Genomic DNA, 6629 nt, shown 5'->3' on the forward strand with positions numbered 1-6629 from the left:
CGCGAGCAGCGCAAAGCCCGGGAGCTGGCCGAGGTGCGCGCCAAACGCGCTGCTGAGAAGGAAGCTGTCCGCTTAGCCAAGGAAAAGGCAGAGGAAGAGGCCCGCTTGGCGATGGAGAACGACGAGGAGTTGATGCTCCAGCTGAAGCGCGAAGACCGCAAGGCGCGCAAGGCCGCCGCCAAGGCCGAGGCCCGCGCCAAGCGCGAGCAGAAGTCGCAGATGCGCCGCACCGGATGACCCGGCGGCCTCTCAACTGTGGACGGTTGCAAGGGGCTGATCCGGAAGGACATTTCCGGCTCTCACACAGACGGTCCACCGCTTCTTCACAGAGAACTCCCGTTCTGCTCAACAATGACTCTGTCCCAGGCGCTTGCGCGGCGGGGCAAGCGGCGCAAGCCTGAACTCGCCGAGAGCACTGCGGCGCGGCGGATCGGGCGACCGAACTTCAAGCGACGCGGATGGATCGAGACACCGACCTGCGGGGCGACCCGATGGACACGGATCTCGGATCGCAGTGAACGGGAACCGAGCGGGCGACCGCGAGGAGACCAGACACTGAGGCTCGAAGGTTCAGGTCCCCCAACGGATCTGGTTTAGAGGGCGGTGTCTCGGGGAACCGAGGCGCCGCTCTCTTCATTTCCATCGGAATCTCAGCCGATTTCGAGTCGTAACCTTAGGGTCTGGGCCAGGGTCTGGGCGCGGCGCTGGACCTGTTCACTGAGCAGCATATCACCCCAACCCTCCAGGGTGGTGAGAGCGAGACGATCACCACGCCTGGTGAGGCCAGAGGTTTCGAGCAGACGCGGATTGTGGCCGGAAAGGTCGCACCCGAGCCGGATTGCAGAACCGAGAGCGCGGGCGCGTTGGCGACGTTCCGGCGTCAGGATTCGCGCCAGTGCCATTTCAGGCGGTTGCGGCGCGGCAGAATGGCGAGCGAAGGCGACCGAGGCCAGGAAGGCGCGTTCCGGATGGTCCAGCCCAGCCAGAGGGGCTCTTAGAACCTGATCAAAGGCGAGATTGGCGCGGTGGTCAGGGTGCAACCGGGCACTGAGGTCGGCTAGGCGACACGCGGCCGACAGCAACACCGGATCCCTGACGCCGAAGAGCGCCGGGAGATGCTCGAAGAGTGGTGATACCCAGGCCTCAAGGGCGCGACCAAGGCTGGGCGAGATGCCGCGATTGGCGGTAAGGGCCTCGCAGCCTTCGATTAGCGGATCCCGATCACGGACCTCAGGCGGCATGGCCTCGAGCAGAAGGCCCTCGCGAACGCCATAGGCCGAGACAACGATCCGCTGAACGTTAAGGCGTTCGATGAGCCGCTCCAGCACCACCGCAGCATAGGGCAGTGAGTCGAAGCGCTTCTTGGACAACCCCTCGATACCCTCAAGGGATCCTCGAGACTGGCGTTCGACAAAGCGGGCAAGATCGAGCGCTTCAGTGCGGCCAATCTCGTATTGGTGAGCAACATGCAGTGGATAGTCGGCGATCCGCATGTGGAGAAGGGCGAGGTTGCGCCACGCGCCGCCCACAGCGTGAAGGTCAGGAGCCGAATAGGCGTGCGCGAGGGGCGACAAGTGGTCGTCGACCGTGCGACGGACCCTTTCGGGATTGAGGGGCCTGGGCGCGCCCAGGGCGAAGGGGCCCAATGGGAGCGTGACGCCCACTGTGCGGAGGCCTTCGAGCCGAACGAGTTCAAGACTGGATCCGCCGAGATCACCAACCACGCCGGAGGCGCCGGGGTGGCCGCAAATCACCCCCAGCGCGGCGTACCGAGCCTCTTCCTCACCGGACAGAACCCGGATCTCGAGGCCGGTCTCGGCGAGCACGCGAGCCAGAAAGGCGCGTCCATCGGCCGCCTCCCGCACGGCCGCGGTGGCGCAGGCCAGCACCTCCTCGGCCCGCCAGCCGTCGAGGACCGCGCGGTAACGACGCAGGGCGTTGATTGCTGCCTCCACGCCATCGGCGGACAGACGGTGGGTGGCGGTTAGGTCGCGGCCGAGACCGGCGACAACTTTCTCGTTGTAAATGGTCCAGAGGGCGCGACCGTCGATCCGATAGATCACCAGTCGGACCGAGTTTGATCCGACGTCGATGACCGCAGCCTGACGTCCCTCAGGCCTCTGAAAGGCTTTATCCCCTTGGGGCCACATTTTCGATCGCGCGCGGCATGTCCCTGACTTTCTGCCCGCGACCGGAAAGGCTCGGATTGGTCATGAAGTACTCGTGCGCGGAAAACGCGTTCGGGTGGTCCCAGGCAGGGTCCCGGCTATAGCGGCCCTCGGCGTCCAGGGTCCAGCTTTGAGCTTCGTCCTTGAGGTTGGCGAGCATAATCTGGTGCAGTACCTGCTGGTGGACCGTGGGGTTCTCAATGGGAGTCATCACCTCGACGCGGCGGTCGAGGTTGCGCGGCATCCAGTCCGCAGAGGAAATGTAGACCCGAGCCTGCCCAGACGGCATCGGGTGGCCATTGGCGAAGGCTACGATCCGACCGTGCTCGAGGTAACGTCCGACGATGGACTTGACCCGGATGGTCTCGGAGAGGCCGGGCAGGCTTGGCCGGAGGCAGCAGATGCCGCGAATGACTAGTTCAATAGGTACGCCCGCCTGGCTGGCCGCATAGAGGCCGTCGATGATCTCCGAATCCACGAGGGAATTCATCTTGGCCCAGATCGCGGCCGGCTTGCCGGCCCGAGCGTTGTCCGCCTCCTGACGGATCATGCGGAGCAGGTCGCGCTTCATAGTGATGGGCGAGAAGGATAGCCGTTCCAGATCGACCGGTTGGGCGTAGCCGGTGACATAGTTGAACAGCTTGGCCGAGTCGCGACCGAACGGAGGCTCGGTGGTGAACAACGACAGGTCGGTGTAAACCCGGGCGGTGATCGGATGGTAGTTGCCGGTGCCGAAATGGCAGTAGCTGCGCAGGCCGTCGCCCTCACGGCGCACGACCATCGAGAGCTTGGCGTGGGTCTTATACTCCATGAAGCCATAGACGACGTGGACCCCGGCGCGCTCCAGATCGCGCGCCCACTTCAGGTTGGCTTCTTCGTCGAAGCGCGCCTTGATCTCGATGAGCGCGGTAACGTTCTTGCCGTTCTCAGCCGCCTCAATGAGCGCCGCGACGATCGGACTGTCCTGCGAGGTCCGGTAGAGGGTCTGCTTGATCGCGAGCACGTTGGGGTCACGCGCGGCCTGGCGCAGGAACTGCACCACAACGTCGAAGCTCTCGAACGGGTGATGGACGAGGATGTCCTTTTCGCGGATCGCGGCGAAGCAGTCGCCGCCGTGGTCGCGGATGCGTTCGGGAAACCGGGCTTCGAAGGCGCGGAATTTTAGGTCCGGGCGATCCGAAGGGATGAGCTGGGTGAGTTCATCGAGGCCCAGGAGCCCGTCAAAGACGATGACATCCTCGGGATGGGCGCGAAGGCTCTGGAGAATAAAGTCGCGCAACTCCTCTGGCATATCGTCTTCAATCTCGATGCGGACGACCGTCCCCAGCCGGCGTTGTTTGAGGGCCGCCTCGAACTCACGAACTAGATCTTCCGCCTCTTCCTCGACCTCGACGTCAGAGTCGCGGATGATCCGGAACACCCCGTGCGCCTGGACTTCGCAGCCAGGGAAAAGGTGATCGAGGAAGAGCATCACCAGGCTCTCCAGGGATATCACCCGACGCCGCGCGCGCCGGCGCGTCGAGCGACCGGGTTCGAGGTCCCAGAATCGCGCCACCTGGGCGGGCAGGGGCGCAAGCGCATACATCTGGCGGCCGTCGGCCGCGCGACGGATCTTGAGGACCAACGAGAAGGCGAGGTTGGGGATGAACGGGAACGGATGCGCGGGGTCGATCGCCAGCGGAGTCAGGACCGGGAACAACTCGGCCAGGAAGCGGGCTTCCAGGGCCGCGCGTTCGGCAGGCGTGACTTCCTCAAGCGCCACGTAATTCAGACCTTCTCCGACCAGTTCCTCCCGCAGGTCGCGCCAACGTATCTGCTGGTCGGCCATCAGGTCGGCGGCGGCGGCGTTGATGCGGGTCAACTGCTCGGCGGCGGTCAGGCCATCTTGGCTCAGTGCTCGGACACCTTCCCGGACCTGGGCGCGGAGACCGGCCACCCGGACCATGTAGAACTCGTCGAGGTTGTTGGCGCTGATCGCCAGAAACCGCAGCCGCTCGAGCAGCGGGTGTCTCGGGTTGGTGCTCTCGGCCAGGACCCGCCGATTGAACGCCAGCCAGGACAGCTCGCGGTTGAAGAATCGCGCTGGCGAGCGAGCTAGATCGTCGCCGCCCGGACCCTTTCCGGGGTCGGGGCCGGCTAGGAACGGCGAGGTATCGTCAGCGGGCATGTCGGATTGAGGCGCAGCGGGTTTCAGGGAGTCTCGGAAGTTAGAGATCTTGAGGCGGAATGGTTAAGGTCTCTATTGCGGCGCTTGCGCGACGGCCAGAATGGGCGATTGCGCCTAAAGGCCTTTAGGGCTTTGTGCGCGGTCGCCCGGGCGTCTTGGCTGGCGCGATCCAATCGGCCTGCCTCCTGACCGGCTGCAAAGGCCAGATCACGAGCGCCCCTCGACGCCATCCGATTGGCGACGCCGGCGGCGACGCTGAGGTCATTGATGGCGCCCAGGTGATCCTGCAGAGCCTTGAGCGCGAGCCGATAGCGCGCCTTGCGCCGAGGGTGTTCGGGCCAGGTGGCAGCGAAGAACGCGGAGCCATAGCGTAGCTTTTTCACCTGCTTTCGAAGGTCATGCCTCGCCTCGATATCGAGCTTGCTGAAGCAGCGAGCGCGGCGGGCGACCCCGGCAGCAAGGCGATCGAGCACGGGCCCCGCGAAGCGGTCGCAAGGGCCATCGCGCAAGGCGGCGGTGCGGGACGCCGTGCGCCAGCCGCCGATCTCAATCCAGGCGCCGAGATCCAGTAACAACCGCCGGAATCGCTCGGAGCTGATCGCCGCCAGCGCCCGATCATAGGCCTCGGCCTGGGCGCGACGGAGCGTGGCGAAAAGCGCCACGCGGCCCGGCGACTCCTCGATCTCGTCCTGTGCACTGGCCAACTGCATGAAGACATCGAGATCGCGCGCCTCGGCCAGCTCGCCGGCAAGCCAGCGGCTCTCGCGACGGGCAAAGGCCAGGCCGTCGGCGTCGAGAATTCCGCGGAACACCACCAGCCCGGCGCGCAGGCGGCGCAAGCCGACGCGGAGCTGGTGCAGCACATCGGCGCTGCGGCTGCGTGGCAGGAGGCGGGCGTTTCCGGCGATCTGCACTAGCGCCTCGCGGGTCACCCGCTGGAACGCCTCACCCACCGGCGTGTCAGCAACCAGAGGCGCGGCGCGGGCCTTAAGCGCCGCCACGCCATCATGACCAGCGAGGCGGTATCCCCTCTCTGCCTTGCTCTCGAACAGAGGGGTTAGGGGCGCTTGGGCCTGGAGGGCCCGAGCCAAGTCGAACAGCGCCGCGCCGTCGCCATCGAGGCGTTCCAGCTCAAGCTCAGCCACGGGTTCTTCCCGCCCTGCGGCCAGGATACGGCCCAGGTCCAGGCTGATCTCGATCCGCGCGCCGCCGTGTTCACGCACCTGTAGGAGGCGTTCCACCTCAATTGTGAAGGCGGGGGCCAGGGTCGCATGGGCGGCGAGATCCGCGATCGGCGTTCCGGCCAGCAAGGCGCGATCGAGTTCAGGACCTTCGATCTCGGACTCCCACTCGTCGCGTTCGAAGAGCCCGCCCGCTCCGCGATGCTTGAGCGTCTGGACATGCCGGGCGCCCTCACGGCGAACCCGCAGGCTGAAGCCGCCGTCACGCAAGCGATGATCAGGGGTGTCGAAGTAGGTCGCTCGCAACGATACGATCTCGCCCGTCCCCGGCGGCAGGGCCGAACGCCGGAGAGCGTCCACGGCGCCGGAGCCCAGCTGGAACTTCAGTTCCAGCTCCTGAACCGCACTGACCGGGTTCCGCGCGAGCATGACCTGCGCTCAAAGCGCGCGGCCTGTACGCCACGCGGGCGCACAAGTGCGGGAAAACGAATCACTTTGTCTATCGTTAGGGTGGAGAAATCGTCCGTGGTGGATGCCGGAGCGCGGATTCTGACCGCTTCCTGGCCCGTGCCGCGTGCCTTGTCGCGGCAGAGGTGCTGATCTCAGCCGGTTCCTGTCCAGTAGGGCTGGATTGGTGGCGCTCCTGGCAGGCGATGCCAAAAGGGAGGTCTGCCCTTCACCCACGCAAACGAAACATGAACTTGAGTCGATCCAGACTCAGATTTTTCCCAGCGCGGTCAGGGACTAAACGGCCGCCCTACAGTTTCAGTTCGCCCTGGGCTTCGAGGATCTGACGGGCGAGTACGCGGGTGACGGGCTTGAAGCCTTCCTCGCCGGCCTCGTCGAGCCGGCGGACCAACTCGGCTGCGTCCGGGATCGAGCGTGGCATGCGGGCCAGGAGGTAGGGATAGACCTCTTCGGGCGGTCGGATGTGGCGGTCCCTGAAGAAGCGCCGCAGGACGCCTTCGAGCACCGTGTCGTCGGGGACGGCGATCTCCACGACCGGCAGGGCGTTGAGCCTTGAGCGCAGGTCGGGCAGGACCGTCGGCCAGGCAACAGGGCGCGCGCGGGCGGTGAACAGGACATGGCGTTCTCCCCGGACGGCGAGGTTGG

General features: G+C 65.7%; 4 protein-coding genes and 1 pseudogene. 1 reads left to right on the forward strand and 4 read right to left on the reverse strand.

Translation table 11 applies throughout. The features are described 5' to 3' along the window. Window positions 1–237, forward strand: a 237-nt coding sequence (locus tag ACIQ3R_RS13340) for a DUF6481 family protein (protein ID WP_397419285.1), incomplete at its 5' end; no start/stop codon positions are given. A 413-nt stretch (window positions 238–650) separates the two neighbouring features. Here the strand turns inward: ACIQ3R_RS13340 and ACIQ3R_RS13345 are convergent. The 4 genes and pseudogenes from ACIQ3R_RS13345 to ACIQ3R_RS13360 all read right to left on the reverse strand — a co-directional run. After that, window positions 651–2150 carry a Ppx/GppA family phosphatase gene (locus ACIQ3R_RS13345; protein WP_397419287.1) on the reverse strand — a complete coding sequence of 500 codons (1500 nt, stop codon included), beginning with the start codon at window positions 2148–2150 and terminating at the stop codon, window positions 651–653. Beyond that, on the reverse strand, window positions 2131–4335 hold the full coding sequence (locus ACIQ3R_RS13350; protein ID WP_397419289.1) for an RNA degradosome polyphosphate kinase: 2205 nt from the start codon (window positions 4333–4335) through the stop codon (window positions 2131–2133). The genes ACIQ3R_RS13345 and ACIQ3R_RS13350 overlap by 20 nt, the downstream gene beginning before the upstream one ends. Window positions 4336–4358: 23 nt before the next feature. Next, complete coding sequence (locus ACIQ3R_RS13355) at window positions 4359–5945, reverse strand: CHAD domain-containing protein (RefSeq protein ID WP_397419291.1); 1587 nt, start codon at window positions 5943–5945, stop codon at window positions 4359–4361. A 328-nt stretch (window positions 5946–6273) separates the two neighbouring features. Continuing rightward, a pseudogene (locus ACIQ3R_RS13360) lies at window positions 6274–6629 on the reverse strand (chromosomal replication initiator DnaA); the annotation flags it as partial.

Origin of the sequence: Phenylobacterium sp., assembly GCF_044371015.1 — a bacterium.
Taxonomy (GTDB): domain Bacteria; phylum Pseudomonadota; class Alphaproteobacteria; order Caulobacterales; family Caulobacteraceae; genus Phenylobacterium.

Coding starts and splice junctions, on each gene's coding strand:
- ACIQ3R_RS13345 (WP_397419287.1), bottom strand. CDS start 2,150: ATGTGGCCCCAAGGGGATAAAGCCTTTCAGAGGCCTGAGGGACGTCAG.
- ACIQ3R_RS13350 (WP_397419289.1), bottom strand. CDS start 4,335: ATGCCCGCTGACGATACCTCGCCGTTCCTAGCCGGCCCCGACCCCGGA.
- ACIQ3R_RS13355 (WP_397419291.1), bottom strand. CDS start 5,945: ATGCTCGCGCGGAACCCGGTCAGTGCGGTTCAGGAGCTGGAACTGAAG.